Annotated in this window: 14 protein-coding genes; 7 read left to right on the top strand and 7 right to left on the bottom strand. The window is 62.4% G+C overall.

All coding sequences use genetic code 11. The features are described from left to right. Positions 1-114 precede the first annotated feature (114 nt). The gene (lnt, locus tag ACAW63_RS08590) at positions 115-1,647 is read left to right on the top strand and encodes an apolipoprotein N-acyltransferase (protein ID WP_371233024.1); all 1,533 of its coding nucleotides are present in this window, start codon (positions 115-117) and stop codon (positions 1,645-1,647) included. Between the two features lie 168 nt (positions 1,648-1,815). On the opposite strand, the gene ACAW63_RS08585 is transcribed toward lnt, so the two are convergent. Together ACAW63_RS08585 and ACAW63_RS08580 are read right to left on the bottom strand one after the other, a co-directional pair. Further along, entirely contained in the window at positions 1,816-2,577 is a 762-nt protein-coding gene (locus ACAW63_RS08585) for a YdcF family protein (RefSeq protein WP_371233023.1), read from the bottom strand. Between the two features lie 45 nt (positions 2,578-2,622). After that, the gene (locus ACAW63_RS08580) at positions 2,623-3,063 is read right to left on the bottom strand and encodes a hypothetical protein (protein WP_371233021.1); all 441 of its coding nucleotides are present in this window, start codon (positions 3,061-3,063) and stop codon (positions 2,623-2,625) included. 236 nt (positions 3,064-3,299) lie between these two features. On the opposite strand from ACAW63_RS08580, the gene leuS reads away from it, so the two are divergent. The 3 genes from leuS to holA all read left to right on the top strand — a co-directional run bounded on the left by leuS (position 3,300) and on the right by holA (position 7,689). Then, a complete protein-coding gene (leuS, locus tag ACAW63_RS08575; protein WP_371233019.1) occupies positions 3,300-5,921 on the top strand; it encodes a leucine--tRNA ligase in 2,622 nt (873 codons plus the stop codon). Between the two features lie 80 nt (positions 5,922-6,001). Beyond that, entirely contained in the window at positions 6,002-6,616 is a 615-nt protein-coding gene (gene lptE, locus ACAW63_RS08570) for an LPS assembly lipoprotein LptE (protein ID WP_371233017.1), read from the top strand. A gap of 35 nt (positions 6,617-6,651) precedes the next feature. Continuing rightward, positions 6,652-7,689, top strand: coding sequence for a DNA polymerase III subunit delta (gene holA / locus ACAW63_RS08565; RefSeq protein ID WP_371233015.1), 1,038 nt, complete (start codon positions 6,652-6,654; stop codon positions 7,687-7,689). 211 nt (positions 7,690-7,900) lie between these two features. On the opposite strand, the gene ACAW63_RS08560 is transcribed toward holA, so the two are convergent. Further along, positions 7,901-8,251, bottom strand: a complete 351-nt coding sequence (locus ACAW63_RS08560; RefSeq protein ID WP_371233014.1) for a YciI family protein — start codon at positions 8,249-8,251, stop codon at positions 7,901-7,903. Positions 8,252-8,440: 189 nt separating this feature from the next. Here ACAW63_RS08560 and arfA point away from each other — a divergent pair, with 189 nt between their 5' ends. The 3 genes from arfA (at position 8,441) to ACAW63_RS08545 (ending at position 10,394) form a co-directional block, all read left to right on the top strand. Next, the gene (gene arfA / locus ACAW63_RS08555) at positions 8,441-8,593 is read left to right on the top strand and encodes an alternative ribosome rescue factor ArfA (protein ID WP_045215115.1); all 153 of its coding nucleotides are present in this window, start codon (positions 8,441-8,443) and stop codon (positions 8,591-8,593) included. Between the two features lie 73 nt (positions 8,594-8,666). Beyond that, positions 8,667-8,966: a hypothetical protein gene (locus ACAW63_RS08550; RefSeq protein ID WP_371233012.1), complete on the top strand. Its 300-nt coding sequence runs from the start codon at positions 8,667-8,669 to the stop codon at positions 8,964-8,966. Positions 8,967-9,128: 162 nt separating this feature from the next. Continuing rightward, positions 9,129-10,394 (top strand): lytic murein transglycosylase, encoded by a 1,266-nt coding sequence (locus ACAW63_RS08545; protein WP_371233010.1) that lies wholly within the window; start codon positions 9,129-9,131, stop codon positions 10,392-10,394. 259 nt (positions 10,395-10,653) lie between these two features. On the opposite strand, the gene ACAW63_RS08540 is transcribed toward ACAW63_RS08545, so the two are convergent. The 4 genes from ACAW63_RS08540 to ACAW63_RS08525 form a co-directional block, all read right to left on the bottom strand. Next, positions 10,654-11,667, bottom strand: coding sequence for a fimbrial protein (locus ACAW63_RS08540; RefSeq protein ID WP_371233008.1), 1,014 nt, complete (start codon positions 11,665-11,667; stop codon positions 10,654-10,656). A 59-nt stretch (positions 11,668-11,726) separates the two neighbouring features. Beyond that, positions 11,727-14,399 (bottom strand): fimbria/pilus outer membrane usher protein, encoded by a 2,673-nt coding sequence (locus tag ACAW63_RS08535; protein ID WP_371233006.1) that lies wholly within the window; start codon positions 14,397-14,399, stop codon positions 11,727-11,729. Between the two features lie 130 nt (positions 14,400-14,529). Next, positions 14,530-15,279: a molecular chaperone gene (locus ACAW63_RS08530; RefSeq protein WP_371233004.1), complete on the bottom strand. Its 750-nt coding sequence runs from the start codon at positions 15,277-15,279 to the stop codon at positions 14,530-14,532. Positions 15,280-15,367: 88 nt separating this feature from the next. Further along, positions 15,368-15,874, bottom strand: coding sequence for a fimbrial protein (locus tag ACAW63_RS08525; protein ID WP_371233002.1), 507 nt, complete (start codon positions 15,872-15,874; stop codon positions 15,368-15,370). Positions 15,875-15,973 lie beyond the last annotated feature (99 nt).

Below are 15,973 nucleotides of genomic sequence, written 5' to 3'. Positions count from 1 at the left end.
CTTCCTGCAACATCCCGCCGCAGCCGGCTCATGGCTTTTGGCCCTCATCCCCATAGCCTACCGTTCGTCTCTCCATTACTCTTGCGCATCGCTTAACCGCAACAAGGACTCCCGATGCGCTGGATCACCCGCCCCGGCCTGCCAGGCCATCTGCTCGCCCTGGCCGCCGGCGCGCTCACCCCGCTGGCCCTGGCTCCGTTCGGCTACTGGCCGCTGGCGCTGCTGTCCCTCGCCCTGTTCTACCTCGGCCTGCGCGGCACCACCGCCGGCTCCGCGCTGTGGCGCGGCTGGTGGTACGGCTTCGGCGCCTTCATCGCCGGCACCAGCTGGATCTACTTCAGCATCCACGACTTCGGTGGTGCCTCAGGGCCCTTGGCCGCCTTCCTGGTGATCGGCTTCAGCGCTGGCGTGGCCTTCTTCTTCGCCTTGCCCGCCTGGGCCTGGGCGCGCCTGTTCCGCCGCAACAACGCCCCGGTCAGCGACGCGCTGGCCTTTGCCGCGCTGTGGGTGGCGCTGGAGCTGTTCCGCAGCTGGTTCCTCACCGGTTTCCCCTGGCTCTACGCCGGCTACAGCCAGCTGCAAGGGCCGCTGGCGGGACTCGCGCCCATCGGCGGCGTGTGGCTGGTGTCGTTCAGCATCGCCCTCACCGGCGCGCTGATCATCAACATCCCGGCACTCACCCAGCGCCCCGCGCGCCTGGCCGCAGGGCTGATCCTGCTGATTGCGCCCTGGGCCGTCGGCATCGCCTACAAGGGCCACGCCTGGACCACCCCGGCCGGAGCCCCGCTGAAGGTCGCCGCCCTGCAGGGCAACATCGCCCAGGAAATGAAGTGGGACCCGAAGGCCGTTACCCATCAACTGGAGCTGTACCGCGACCTGACCGCCGAACAGAACGGCGCTGACCTGATCGTCTGGCCGGAAACCGCCGTCCCCGTGCTCAAGGACCAGGCCACCGGCTACCTGGCGATGATCAACGAGGTTGTCACCGCCAGGAAGGCCGCGCTCATCACCGGCGTGCCAGTGCGCCAGAAGACGGCCGAGGGCGTACGCTACTACAACGGCATCACCGTGGTTGGCGATGGCAGCGGCGACTACCTCAAGCAGAAGCTGGTGCCCTTCGGCGAATACGTGCCCCTGCAGGACCTGCTGCGCGGACTGATCGCCTTCTTCGACCTGCCGATGTCCGATTTCGCCCGCGGGCCGGCCGACCAGCCGCTGCTCAAGGCCAAGGGTTACAGCATCGCGCCGTACATCTGCTACGAAGTGGTCTACCCGGAGTTCGCCGCTGAACTGGCGGCACAGAGCCAACTGCTGCTGACCATCAGCAACGATGCCTGGTTCGGCACCTCCATCGGTCCGCTGCAACACCTGCAGATGGCGCAGATGCGCGCCCTGGAAGCCGGCCGCTGGATGGTACGCGGCACCAACAACGGCGTGACCGCGCTGATCGACCCGTTCGGCAAGCTGGCGGTGCAGATCCCGCAGTTCCAGCAAGGCGTGCTGCACGGCGAAGTGGTGCCGATGCAGGGCCTGACGCCCTATCTCAAGTGGCGCGTCTGGCCGCTGGTGATCCTGGGCGCAGTGCTGCTGGTATGGGCGCTGGTGCGGCGGAAGACGCACCCGGAAGAGCGCCGCCTGTTCCGCTGATCGCACAAAGAAAGGGCCTCATGAGAGGCCCTTTTCGTCAGTGAACTCAGGAGCTCAAGCCAACACAGGGCGCACAACCGTTCGCAGCTGTACGCCGATACACCGCGCCCTCGACCGGCTCCATGGTCAAGCCCGGAGCGATCTAAAACCAGGGCCAATCGGCGTGCCCTACCGATAAAACACCCGGTACCCCACCAACCCGATCGCCTCGTTGAGCAACTGCTCGCTCTGCCAGACGGCGCGCCCTTCCGGCAGCCAGCCACCCAGCGGCCGGGCATTGTCCACACCGATATAGCCAACCGGTGCCGGCACCACCTCGAAACCCGCCTTCTCGAAGCTCCACATTGCGCGCGGCATGTGCACCGCCTGGGTCACCAGGACCACGCGCCGGATTCCGGCCTCACGCAGGATAGGCGCGCTGAGCAGGGCATTCTCCCAGGTCGTGCGGCTCGCACCCTCCTGCCAGCGCACCTCGACGCCATAGTCGTCGCTCAGGCTGCGGGCCATGATGTAGGCCTCCGTGGGCGGCGTACCGTAGTGAAGACCGCCGGAAGTCAGCACCGGCAAGCCGCTGGCCTTGGCCAGGCGAGCGGCGTAGCGCAGCCGTTCGCGGGCCATCAGGCCGGGCTGGTCCTCGTCCCAGGCGCGGTCGCCGCGTACCCGGCCGGCCCCCAGCACCACAATGGCGTCGGCGCGCTGCGCCAGCCCAGCCCAGTCCGCCTGTTTCAGCGGCGCCTGCTGCTCCAGCTGGCGCGCGCCCCACTCCACCATCACCGGCAGGCTCATCGCCAGCAGACCGAGAAATCCGCTGAAAAAGCACAGGATCGAGAAACGGGGAAAACGTCGGCGCAGGACGAACGCCAGGAGCAGCAGCAGAAGCAGCAGTCCTGGCGGCATGAGAATCTGTTTGAGGATGTAGCGAAGCGGCATTGGCGACTCCTTGTCGAGCGCCAAGCCTAACGGATCACAGCGCGATCAGCGCGCCTTTGCGTTGCGGAACAACTGGGAACCGCAGGACGTGCAAGGCAGCACGCCCTGGCTGCGACTCCAAGCCACCGGCGTGCCGCACAAGGCGCATTGCAAATGCTGCGGATGCGGGCGCCCGATCAGCCGTGGACGGCTGCTGGGCGGCGTAACGTGGCGCGGCGGACGGGATGCCCGTGCCGGACCCTGCTCCAGCAACGCCAATTCCTCTGCGGCGGCATGCCAGCCGCGCAACCAGTTCACATCCTGATCGAGATAGGCGCGGATCAGCTGCATTTCCGCACTGCTCAGGCCGCGCAGTTCCAGCTCGACCGGACATTCGTCTCGTAGACGCTCAGCGGTATCGGCCTCATCCAGAGCCAGCGCCAGTCGTTGCAACAACCGTTCATACAGACCGGAACCCGAAGCACTTGCGCGATGCAACTCAGCCATCAGTCACCTCAAGACAGGCGGAAACCTCCCGCCCTCAGGCAAAGCTTAGCGGCCCACCCCGCGCCACACCGAGCGTGCGACAAACGGCGCGGGCTACCGGCTCGGGTGGGGGTCATGTATGCTACGAGGCTTTCTGTAGCCGCCCGCCCCATGTCTTCTCAGGGGTCGGTGAGCGGAGGGCCACTCGACCTCCCCCCGGCCGCACACTTCTTTTCCGTACAGGTTCAAATCGCGCCATGCACGAGCAATATCAGCCTCTCGAGATCGAATCCCAGGCACAGAAGTTCTGGAACGAACACAACTCCTTCCGCGTCGACGAAGTCGCCGGCAAGGAGAAGTTCTACTGCCTGTCGATGTTCCCGTATCCGAGCGGCAAGCTGCACATGGGGCACGTGCGCAACTACACCATCGGTGACGTGATCAGCCGCTACCACCGCATGCAGGGCAAGAACGTCCTGCAGCCGATGGGCTGGGACGCCTTCGGCATGCCGGCGGAAAACGCCGCAATGAAGAACAACGTCGCGCCGGCAGCCTGGACCTACGACAACATCGCCTACATGAAGTCCCAGCTCAACAGCCTGGGCCTGGCAATCGACTGGTCCCGCGAAGTCACTACCTGCAAGCCGGACTACTACCGCTGGGAACAGTGGCTGTTCACCCGCCTGTTCGAGAAGGGCGTGATCTACCGCAAGAACGGCACCGTGAACTGGGACCCGGTGGACCAGACCGTACTGGCCAACGAGCAGGTCATCGACGGCCGTGGCTGGCGTTCGGGCGCGCTGATCGAGAAGCGCGAAATCCCGATGTACTACTTCAAGATCACCGCCTACGCCGAAGAGCTGCTGGAAAGCCTCGACCACCTGCCGGGCTGGCCGGAACAGGTCAAGACCATGCAGCGCAACTGGATCGGCAAGTCCCGCGGCATGGAGATCGCCTTCCCCTATGACCAGGCTTCCATCGGCGAAGCCGGCCAGATGAAGGTCTTCACCACCCGTCCGGACACCCTGATGGGCGCCACCTACGTCGCCGTGGCCGCCGAGCACCACCTGGCCACCCTCGCCGCCCAGCGCGATCCGTCGCTGCGGGCGTTCATCGACGAGTGCAAGCGCGGCGGCGTCGCCGAAGCCGACATCGCCACCCAGGAGAAGAAAGGCGTCGCCACTTCCCTGTTCGTCGAGCATCCGCTGACCGGCGAGAAACTGCCGGTATGGATCGCCAACTACGTCCTGATGACCTACGGCGAAGGCGCCGTGATGGCTGTTCCGGGCCACGACGAGCGCGACTTCGAATTCGCCAACAAGTACGCCCTGCCAATCAAGCAGGTGATCGCCCAGGTCGGCGCCGACAATGATTTCGAGCCGACCGTCTGGAAAGAGTGGTACGGCCTGAAGGACGACAGCGTCATCACCGTCAACTCCGGCAAGTACGACGGCCTCGGCTACCAGGCCGCGTTCGACGCCATCGGCGCCGACCTCGCCGCCAAGGGCCTGGGCCAGGCGCGCACCCAGTTCCGCCTGCGCGACTGGGGCATCAGCCGCCAGCGCTACTGGGGCTGCCCGATCCCGATCATCCACTGCGACGCCTGCGGCGACGTGCCGGTCCCGGCCGACCAGTTGCCGGTCGTCCTGCCCGAAGACGTGGTGCCGGACGGCGCCGGTTCGCCCCTGGCCAAGATGCCCGAGTTCTACGCCTGCAGCTGCCCGAAATGCGGCCAGCCGGCCAAGCGCGAAACCGACACCATGGACACCTTCGTCGAGTCCTCCTGGTACTTCGCCCGCTACGCCTGCCCGCAGTTCGAAGACGGCATGCTGGACAAGAAGGCCGCCAACTACTGGCTGCCGGTCGACCAGTACATCGGCGGCATCGAGCACGCCATCCTCCACCTGCTCTACGCGCGCTTCTTCCACAAGCTGATGCGCGACGAAGGCCTGATCGACTCCGACGAGCCGTTCAAGAACCTGCTGACCCAGGGCATGGTGGTCGCCGAGACCTACTACCGCACCAATCCGAACGGCAGCAAGGACTGGTTCAACCCGGCCGACGTGGAAGTCGAGCGTGACGCCAAGGCCAAGGTCATCGGCGCGCGCCTGAAGACCGACGGCCAGCCGGTGGAAATCGGCGGCACCGAGAAGATGTCCAAGTCCAAGAACAACGGCGTGGACCCGCAGGCGATGATCGATGCCTACGGCGCCGATACCTGCCGCCTGTTCATGATGTTCGCCTCGCCGCCGGACATGAGCCTGGAGTGGTCCGACTCCGGCGTCGAAGGCGCGAGCCGCTTCCTGCGCCGCGTCTGGCGCCTGGCCCAGGCCCACGTCAACGCAGGCCCCGCCGGCGCCGTAGACAAATCCGTCCTGGACGACGCGCAGAAGGCTATCCATCGCGCCATCCACCTGGCCATCCGCCAGGCCAGCCAGGACGTGGGCCAGAACCACAAGTTCAACACCGCCATCGCCGCCGTGATGACCCTGATGAACGTGCTGGAAAAGGCCCCGACCGCTACCGACGCCGACCGCGCCCTGCTGCAGGAAGGCCTGGAAAGCGTCACCCTGCTGCTCGCCCCGATCACCCCGCACATCTGCCACGTGATCTGGCAGGAACTGGGCAAGGACGGCGCGGTGATCGACGCCAGCTGGCCGCAGGTCGACGAAGCCGCCCTGGTGCAGGACAGCCTGCAACTGGTGGTACAGGTCAACGGCAAGCTGCGCGGCCACATCGAAGTACCGGCCAGCGCCAGCCGCGAAGAGGTGGAAGCCTCGGCGCGTGCCAACGAGAACGTACTGCGCTTCACCGACGGCCTGACCATCCGCAAGGTGATCGTGGTTCCGGGTAAGCTGGTCAACATTGTGGCCAACTGACACCGACGCTGGAAAAGACCTATTCGCCCGTGGCACCTTGGCCACGGGCACCCCGGATCAACAGGAGTGAGGGAAGCTTGATGAAACGTATCCTGACCAGCCTCGCGCTGATCGGCCTGGCCAGCGTGCTGACCGCCTGCGGTTTCCACCTGCGCGGCATGGGCGATACGAACTTTGCGCTCAAGGAAGTCGACCTGACCGCCCGCAACGCCTATGGCGAAACGGTCAAGCAGCTCCAGCAGGTGCTCGAAGGCAGCGGCGTGAAAGTCGTCTCGCGCGCGCCTTACCACGTCATCCTCGCTCGCGAGGACGTGACCAACCGTACCGTCAGCTACACCAGCTCGGCACGTAGCGCGGAAAACCAGCTGACCAACACCCTGGACTACGAAATCCGTGGCACCAACGACCTACTGCTGATGAATGGCCAGGTGCAGGTGCGCAAGGTCTACGTACAGGACGAGAACAACCTGGTCGGTTCCGATCAGGAAGCCGCGCAGATCCGCGAAGAAATGCGCCGCGACCTGGTCCAGCAGATGGCCATGCGCCTGCAGATGATCACCCCGGCCCAGCTGGATGAGCTGCAACGCAAGGCCGATGCCAAGGCCAAGGCCGAAGCGGACGCGCAGAAAGCCGCGGAGGACGCCGCCAAGGCGCAGCCGCAGCAGTCGCCGATCGAATTCCCGAAAGCCGAGTGACAGACAGGGGCCGGACAACCGGCCCCTTTTTCATCATGAAGCTCAATCCCGGACAACTCGCCAAGCACCTGCAAGGCAACCTCGCCCCCGTCTACGTGGTCAGCGGCGACGAACCGCTGCTCTGCCAGGAAGCCTGCGACGCCATTCGCGCGGCCTGCCGCCAGCGCGATTTCGGCGAGCGCCAGGTATTCAACGCCGAAGCCAACTTCGACTGGGGCCAGCTGCTCGAAGCCGGCGCCAGCCTCTCGCTGTTCGCTGAAAAGCGCCTGATCGAGCTGCGCCTGCCCTCCGGCAAGCCCGGCGACAAGGGCGCGGCGATCCTGCTGGAATACCTGCAACGCCCGCCGGAGGACACCGTCCTGCTGGTCAGCCTGCCCAAGCTCGACGGCAGCACGCAGAAGACCAAGTGGGCCAAGGCACTGATCGATGGCGACGGCGCCCAGTTCATTCAGATCTGGCCGATCGACGTGCACCAGCTGCCGCAGTGGATTCGCCAGCGCCTGTCCCAGGCGGGACTGGCCGCCAGCCAGGAAGCGGTGGACCTGATCGCCGCCCGGGTGGAAGGCAACCTGCTGGCCGCCGCCCAGGAAATCGAAAAGCTCAAGCTGCTGGCCGATGGTCAGCAGATCGACGCCGCCACCGTCCAGGCGGCGGTAGCCGATAGCGCGCGCTTCGACGTCTTCGGCCTGATCGACGCAGCCCTCGGCGGCGAAGCGGCACATTGCCTGCGCATGCTCGAAGGCCTGCGCGGCGAGGGCGTGGAGCCTCCGGTGATTCTCTGGGCCCTGGCCCGGGAAATCCGCGTGCTGGCATCCCTGGCGCAACAATTCAGCCAGGGCGTGCCGCTGGACAAGGCCTTCAGCCAGGCCCGCCCCCCCATCTGGGACAAGCGCCGCCCACTGATGACCCGCGCCCTGCAGCGTCACACCGGCAGCCGCTGGAACCAGATGTTGCAGGATGCCCAACTGATCGATGCGCAGATCAAGGGGCAAGCGCCAGGCGATCCCTGGAGCGGCCTCGCCCGCCTCGCCCTGCTGGTCGCCGGACAGCGCATCAGCCTGCCATCGGCCTGACGCCAGGACTCTTGCGACGTCTGCCGACCCGAAAACCAAAAGCCGGCATGCCAACCTGTAGGAGCGAGCTTGCTCGCGAACAGTGCTTAACGCAGGGCGTTAAGCGCCCTGCAGTTACGCCCTCCATCAACAGGCGCCCCATGAGACATCGGCGCAGGATCATTCGCGAGCAAGCTCGCTCCTACGAAAAGCCGAGGGCCGAACATCGGCTCTACTCCCACTCGCGGACTTGCCGCACTTCCACGCAGCCGAGGCGTCCCGGCGGAATCTTCGCAGCGATGCGCTGGGCCTCCTCCATATCGGTAGCCTCGATCAGGTAGAAGCCGCCGAGCTGCTCCTTGGTCTCGGCGAAGGGGCCGTCAGTGATCGCCAGCCGCTCCCCATGACCGCGCAAGGTACGGCCGGTGGTCGTGGGCAACAGCGCATTGGCGGCGATGTAGTTGCCGCTGCGCCGCAATTGCTCGCTGTAGGTCATGCATTCGTCGACGATGCCGCGCAGCTCGGCCTCCGGCAGTTCAGCCGCCTTGCGCTCATCGAAGTAGATCATGCAGAGAAACTTCATCACCCTTTCCTCGTTGTTGCCCGTTGTGTCAGAAATATCCGCCGTCCCAGCGTAGCCCTTAACGGCGAGCGCCAGCCTTGGCCCGCCCGCCGGTTGACCAGCGGCATGGACAAGCGTGCCAGATAGGCGGAAGATGCGCGCGCCGGCGCAGAGCCGGCCCCATGAAGCAAGCCAGACGAGGAAATACAGATGGCGAAGAAATCCAAGCGGCCGAACAAGGCCAAATCCCTGGTCGCGCAACCGCTGTTCCGCAGCCGCCAGGAACAACCACTCAAAGGCAAAGGCAGCTACCGCCGCGAAGCCTCCCGAAATTGGGAGGCTTCTTCGCTTCTGGCGGCCTGAAAACGTCAGAAAACCTGAACCATCCCCGCTCCTTCGCTTTCAACCGGACAGCCAAAACCAAGGAGCTCCGCACATGAAAGCGCCTCTGATCGTCGCCATCCTCGCCCTCCCCTTCAGCCTCTCCGCCCATGCGTTCTGCTCCGACCAGGAAGCCGAAGCCAAGGGCAGGCAAGTCGCCGCCAAGGTCACCGAAATCACCCGCAGCGATCCCCTGCGCGCCCAGAAGCTCAACCAGAGGCTCGCGGAAATGAAGAAATCCCGCTCCAGCGAGCAACGCCCGGACGACTGCGCCGCCTATGACGACATGCTCAAGGAACTGAGCCAGAGCGCGCCCAGGATCGACCAGGAAAACGGGACTAAGCCCAAGCAGTAGCGTCTTGGCCCCCTTTGCCGCCCGGCGGGCGCTGCGATGCTTCGGGAATTTTCCTTTGCCGTTGCCATCGAACCCTGCACACCCATTGTTTCTGCCCAGCGCAGACGCGTCATAGTGGCCATGCTAAGGTGGTCGCTCCCCTGCCAGTCCCCGAGGAGAGCAATGCGCAAGCCTGTTTCATCTGTTGTCGGCCCACGTTGCCTGCTCGCCGTCGCGCTGTCCCTGGCCTCTTTAGGCGTGTTGACCTCCTGCACGGAGCCTCCATCCAAGGACTCCGTCACTGCCTCACAGGCACAGTCGACACAGAGCTTCGCCCAATGGCGCGAGGGTTTCCGGACCCAGGCGCTGACCGCCGGCATCCGTGCGGACACCTTTGACGCCGCCTTCGCCGGCATTGAGCCCGACGAATCGGTGGTCACAGCTGACCGCAGCCAACCCGAGTTCACCCGCCCGGTCTGGCAGTACCTGGAAAGCGCCGTCTCTCCGGCGCGGGTGCGTAATGGCCAGGACCGCCTGCTGCAGAACGCCCAGGCGTTACAACGCATCGACACCACCTACGGGGTCGAGCGCGAAGCCGTGGTGGCCATCTGGGGCATGGAGAGCAACTTCGGCCAGCAGATGGGTAGCAAGAACGTGATCCGTTCGCTGGCCACCCTGGCCTACGAAGGCCGCCGCCCGGACTTCGGCCGCGGTCAACTGATCGCCGCCCTGCAGATCCTCCAGCATGGCGACGTACCCGTGAGCAACATGATCGGCTCCTGGGCCGGTGCCATGGGCCAGACCCAGTTCATCCCCACCACCTACAACCGCTACGCAGTGGACTTCGACGGCGATGGCCGGCGCGACATCTGGGGCTCGCCCGACGACGCCCTGGCTTCCACGGCGAATTACCTGAGCAGCTCCGGTTGGCAGAGAGGCCTGAGCTGGGGCTTCGAAGTTCGGCTACCGCAGGGCTTCGACTATGCCCTGGCCGACATGGATATCCGCAAGCCCATGAGCGAATGGCAACACCTCGGCATCCAGGCAGTGGCAGGCGCTCTGTCGGATAACACCCAGACCCATGCATCACTGCTGCTGCCGGCTGGCTACCGCGGCCCCGCCTTCCTGGTAACGGACAACTTCCGCGCCATCCTCAAGTACAACAACTCGACGTCCTATGCTCTAGCCGTAGGTTTGCTCGCCGACAGTCTCAAGGGAGGCGGCCAACTCGCGGGGCAGTGGCCAGTGGGCGATGTGCCCCTGAGTCGTAACGAGCGCCTGGAGCTACAGAATTTATTGCTCTCTCGCGGCTACCAGCCCGGCACGGCGGACGGAATCATTGGCGGCAATACGCGCAGAGCCATCCGCACCTACCAGCAGTCCATCGGCCAACCGGCAGACGGTTATCCGACCCTGGATTTGCTCAAAGACCTGCGTGCCGCTCAATAACTCCAGACGAAAGCGGCTCCGAGAGGCGCCACCGGGTAAAGACCAAGACATGAAGGCAGGAATCTGGTCGTTCCATACTCACTTCGGATAAGCCGTACCGTGCGACGAACCGCATCGGACTTCTCCGTGATCGCAGCGTCATTTTTGCCACGCTCTTGAGTTCCCTCTTCAACGAAGACCTTTCGGCATCAATTAATAAAAACATGCCATCCGACCACACCAAACCAACTATAAAGTCCTTTACTCCCTCCAGCGGCCCCTATTGATAATCCATCGTAACCACCAGAGCACCCGAAACCTTGCCTGCCGAGATTGGCGAAGACACCCTTATATATCGAACAAAGAAGCCATAATTCGTTGTAGCATTGGCTACAACACTCCCCATACCGACTCGAGATTGAAATGGCATGACAGCCCCGTCGCCACGGAGAATTTGCAAACCGAACCCTCTTGCTTGCCCATTCAACTGCGAAGTGCTGATAACCCCACTCATCGCATCCAAGACGCCATAACCGGGCGCAGCATCCATCGTCATACCCACCAATGCATTATCATTGCATTGAAGCCCTATATTGAATTGAGTTTCGCCACCAAAGTCCCCGATGCTTGGGAAGGAGCCTATCCCCACTTTTCTCATCGACACCGTACCAGGCGCAGTTATTGTGCAAGTCAATGGACGAAATACAACGGATCCCGACAAAGAAATACTGCTGCTCCCCGAATAGATATTCCCATTATCGCTATTTAAAACTATGTTGGTATTATAGACACCAAACGCCCACTCAGTTGCAGACTTGACCAGGGTCGATCCGGGGACAATCGCGCCGGAGGTCCTTACCAACTCCAGGGTTCCGGAGAAATTATAAGAACCTCCCGAGCCGATGGTTGAAATCTGTGAAGCACATTCTTGAGATGTCGCATTGGTAATTGGATTACCTGCGCCGTCCCGAACTCTCATGCCTATCCCTGCAATCCCGGTGGAATAGATACCACTTGAAATCTCAGTCGACCCACCATTCATGGTACACATAACAATTCTACTGCCGACCTGAATAGTCGCCGGGGTCCCTTTTCCAATTGCACACACGCCTGAAATAAAGAACGTTCGCTGCGTGCCCGGTATCGTATCTCCATAATTCAGATTCGATGCGACAGCCACCGTACCTGGGTACATCAATACGCTCGGCAATCCAGAGCTTGCGACACAGAGACTAACGGCATGTGCCTGCACCGAAACAAGACAAACAAACAAAAGAACAAACAACCTTTTCATATCAACCTCGGCTCATAACGACCTGATGCGCCTCTGTATTCACCCGTGCTTAGCTCACATCATCTTTGAGCGATTTGAGATTTATCCAATATCGTTCGACAAATGCCATCCACCTTAGTGAAAGGTGCGTCCTTACTGGTATTAGCTGGCAGTTGATAAGCAATCCGGCAGCTTTTCCCAGATCCTTCCCCCCACTTGAGCAGCAACTCTCCCTTATCCTGCAAACCGCGCAGGAAAATGCGACCACCCTGCCCAACCATCGACAAGTTGTTACCCTCGCTATCCATCACCTCTGTGCCCAACGGGATAATCTCGCCATCCTCACGTTTCACGGTCATCAAAACGGGCGTGCCGGTCAGGGTGGGGTACTTGAGCATCACGACCGATCCATAGCGCGGCGCAACTTGCTGCGAGGTAACCTGCAGTTCGACGTTATTGGAGGTTCCTTTGGGGTCCAGTTCCACGTCGTTCCGGCGGTAAGGCATCAAGCCACCCACCACGGCGTAGCCGTTGCTGGAAACCTTGGCGCCGATATTGTTGGAAACAAGAGCCCCCTCTGCGCCCTTGGCCTCGACCACTGCCATGGTTTCGCCCTGGTTCTGCGAAAAGTTGATGCCGCCGGGGTGCGCAACGACCGATCCGCGTACGCCCAATCCCACCTGCTTGTAACCGTCGCCCGTACTGAAGTTGGCGTTGTAGATGGCTTCCGGTGCGCTGTAGGAGAGGTTCGCACCACTGTTGTAGGTACGGTCGTCGTCATACTTGTTGCCTGAACCATAGATGCCATAGGACAGCTGGTTATTGTCCCCGGCTGAGCCGCTCAGGCTGGTCTGGATGCTGTTGTTCTTGCCATCGGTGAAGTTGACGTTGCTGGTCAGCGACATCGGATGACGATTACCCAACCCAATGGGGACTGTCACGCTGAGCATGTAGGTGTTGTCGTACTGACCGTCCTGATCGCTGGTGCGCGAAGCGGAAAGCGCCATCGAGCCCCAGTTGAAGCCCGTGTTGACGCCCCCCTGGAAGCTGGTATCGCTGCTGTCCTTGTTCCAGTAGTTCTGTTTCGAACCGCTGAAAAATAGGGAGCTCCGATCGGTAAGAGGCTGGTTGATGCCCAACTGATAGCGGTTGCGCTGCCGATAGAGGGTGTAGTTGTTTTCCCGTTCGGTGCCCCAGGCCTGGGCGAAGTCCTGGAAGCTCAGGTAGTTTTCGCTGTTGAAGCGATAGGCGGCGATAGTGAAGTTGGTATTGGTCGGCTCCAGCAGCTTGCTGTAGGTCAGGCGGTAACTCTGACCGCTCATGTCCTTCTTCAGGCCGTATTGGCTGTCGTTTAGGTTCTTGGCCTTGGACTGCGTCACGTCCGCCGCCAGGGCGCCCAGCGAAGTACTCAAGGCCAAGCCGCCCTGGGCCGCCGCGTAGTCCTCGGCCACAATGCCTCCGGTATAGGCGGTCAAGTAGTTGCTGACACCGTACTGATAAGTGCCCTGGGCAAAGTTGGGCTCGCGGTCCAGATTGTCATCGCGATACTTGCCCGCCGTTACGCTATACCGGGATATCCCAGGGCGGACGAGCTGGTTGATCGAGGCGAATGGCACCAGGAACGACTTCACTCGACCATCGGCCTCGGTCACTTCCACCGTCAGGTCGCCGGAATAGCCGGTGTTGTACAGGTCGTTTATCTCGAACGGACCGGGAGCGACACTGGTTTCATAGATGATGTTGTCACCCTGCTTCACCCGCACCCGCGCGTTGGTATCCGCCACGCCACGGATGGTAGGGGCGAAGCCACGCTGCGAGTCGGGCAGCATCCGGTCATCACTGGCGAGCTGTACCCCGGTGTACGGCACGGAGTCGAAGACGGCACTATCGGTGTAGTACTGACCCGCGGTGAACTGCGACTTCAGCGGCGTAACGTCACGTTGGACGTAGGTGCTGATGGAGTTGTAGTTGCTTGTGGTCTTGCTGTTATCCGCTTCGTTGCGGCTGTAACTGCCGTTATAGCGTGCACGCCATTCGCCAAGGTTCACGCCGGCGTTGATGCCCGCGTAATAATTGGTCGAGTCGGAACCATGGCTATCGCTCTTGTAGACGTTGGTGTCGTACATGAGGAAACCGGCGGTTACGCCACTGTCCCACTCCGATGGATCGACGTAACCGTGGACTTGTCGGCCCAGGTAGAGTTGCGGGATGGAGACGCTGGCGGAGAGTTCGGAGAGATCGATGTCGAGCTTGCCCGCAGGAACCACCGCGTTGAAATCAACGCAGTCGCCAGTGATCAGCTTCTGCTTTTCTGGCGGAAGCTTGCTGACATCGATGCCCAGCTCGGCGAACTGGGAGCTCTTGATGCAATAGGTCGAGGTGGCGTCCCGGCCGCTGCCTTCGGACACCGCGCGGACCGGGATTCGCCCCACCCAGGACTGGTTGACGTAGACGTCCAGACGATAGACGCCGGGTTCGACGGGCGTTCCCTTCTCGAATCGGGAGACGTCCACGCTGGGCGCGCTCCCGCCATGGTCGAAGAAGCTCGGGTTGAACTCGACAACTTCCAGCGAGCTGGAGTTCCGTTTTACGGCAGGTGCGTCATCTGCCAAGACGGAGGTCGTGCCGAAAGCGAGCAAAGCCCCGTACAGCAGACAACATCCCATGGCAACAGGTAGCCGGGGCGAACCCATGGCGACTGCGGACGCCAACGGAGTGCGCTGCTGAGTGAAGGTGCCTTGCATGATGTCCATGATCGTTTTCTCTGTTGATCCGCCTTCTTGCGGACGAGCCAATCCACCCCAGACGAAGGCTGGGTGTGCATGCATTGGGTTCGCTAGGGGGCGGCAGCCGGCACTTGCCTCGGCTGGCGGAATCAGGTGCTCAGAGCTTGGCTTCAAGCTTCTGCGGGGAACCCCAGTCGTTCACCCACTGGTAGTCGACCTGGGTCCCAGCGCCGGGTGCGGTGTTCAACCCTTGAACCGGGAAAGTCTCGCTGGCGCCAGGGGCGACCATCTTCACGTCCTCTGGCTTGACCTGATACGACTTGCCGTTGGCCTGGACGGAGATGGAGGAGAGCGAAACGTGGAAGGCGCCGCCGTTCGTGGCGCGCACGGCATAGCCACTGCCAGTCTGGACCACCGACCATTTCAGACCCTGGGCCGATTCGGCCGGGGAGCCGGGCAAGCCGTCCGGGCGATAGAAAATCTTGAGGCGCGAACGAACTGCCACCTGAAGGAAGTTGGCTTCCTTGTCCTTGGGCATCGGTGGAACATCGAGCACGTTCAGCCAGAAAACGGACTCCTGCTTCCTGGAAACAGCATCATCGCCGGTGTAGACCAGGCGCAGGGCTTGCCCTTTCTTCGCCTCGACCCGAGTAATGGGCGGAGTGATCAGGAACGGACCATCGGCCTTGTCGGGGGTGAGCTTGGCATCGCCTTTGTCGACCCAGGCTTGAACGAGCGACGGCTCTTCCGCGCTATTGGTCATCTTGACCGTCACTTCTCTGTCCTTGGCGGGATAAACAACGCGGGAACCCGTGATGACGATGCCGGCATTGGCCATGCTGGACCACAGGAAGACTGCGCTCATGCAGCCGGCAAACCACAGAGACCTGGAAGAGAGCTTGAACATCACACACCAACCTATGAGAGGAACGTCGGGAGCGAAGCGCTCCCGACGGTATTGCAGCCACCCGATGCGGCACTATGGCCGCACACCCTTAGTAGGTCAGGGTGATGTAGCCGTAGGTGTTGACCAGACCGGAAGTGGCCGGCAGCACATTGGCGTAGTACTGGCCGTAGTAGCTCACGGTCGCGCTGTTGGAAGCGTCCAGTGTCACCGCGTAACCAGTGTCGTTGTTCAGGTCGATCACCTGCTGGTTCTGGTTCAGAACCTGGACCTGAACGTTGGAGCCGCCGGCGACCAGGTTCCTCAAGTTGCCGGTGGTCAGGTCGACGTTCGGCAGCGGCTCCCAGCGCAGGGTCGGGGCGGCGGTGCACTCGGTCAGAGTCAGGTCGAACTTCTTCGCACCGGATACTCGAGAGCTGGTGGTGAAGGAGGTTGCACCGACCTTCGGCAGGGTGACAGCAACGTCGACCATCGGGACGGAACCGTTGATCTTGCAGGTCTGGTCAACGACTTCACCGTCGAAGGTGACTTTGACGTCAGCAGCGTATGCGCTGATGGAGGCAGCGGAGATCAGGGCAGCTACGAGCAGCTTGTTCATTTGAATTTCTCAGCAGTGTTCTGGGAGGCCGGGGGTTCTCCTTCCAGGGAGTCGAGCCACATCGTTGTTCCCCCGTGGCACATCTCGCTGCCCGTTGGA

Origin of the sequence: Pseudomonas sp. QE6 (assembly GCF_041379005.1) — a bacterium.
Lineage (GTDB): Bacteria > Pseudomonadota > Gammaproteobacteria > Pseudomonadales > Pseudomonadaceae > Pseudomonas.
Note: the sequence above shows the minus strand (reverse complement) of the source record. Positions and strands in the feature narration are given on the sequence as shown.